Annotated in this window: 1 pseudogene; it reads right to left on the minus strand. The window is 67.1% G+C overall.

The window, feature by feature from the left end:
• A pseudogene (locus tag U9980_RS28230) lies at positions 1-531 on the minus strand (transposase); the annotation flags it as partial.
• Positions 532-553 lie beyond the last annotated feature (22 nt).

The raw sequence follows: 553 nt of genomic DNA on the forward strand, positions 1-553 counted from the left end.
TGCGGCGTCGCACAGTGTGACCGCCTGTTGGGCGAAGGTCTGCGCCTTTGTCGGTTTCGCGAGCGCCGTGTAGGACGTGCCGGCGTAGAAGGGTAGATAGGGGTAGTCGAAGGAGAAGATGCTGTGCGACGCCTTCTCCGTCACCGACTCGAAGGAATTCTCCGCGCGGGCGAACGCGACGCTGACGCCATCGGCGTCACCCAGACGTGCATGGGCCCGTCCCTGCTGCGCGAGGAGTCGAGTATGGACGAAGGAGTTGCGGGGGGCGATGTCCAGACCGGCCAGGGCATAGCGTAGGGCGTCCACCGCATCACCCGCGTAGAAGGCGATCATCGCCTGTGTTCCCCGGACCCACGCGCCCAGCCGCGTGTCGCCGGAGTCCGTGGCGAGTTGCCACGCCGTGAGACAGTGCGCGTGCGCGACGGCGCTGTCACCGAGATCGAGCGCCAGGTGCCCTAACAGTCCCGACAGCCATCCACCGACAACGCACAGGTGCCGTCGCTGGCTCAGGGTCTGCCGTCCCGCCACCATCGACGAGACCCATTGCCGGCAC

The sequence above is a fragment of the Protofrankia sp. Cr1 genome (assembly GCF_963555865.1).
Taxonomy (GTDB): Bacteria; Actinomycetota; Actinomycetes; order Frankiales; family Frankiaceae; genus Protofrankia.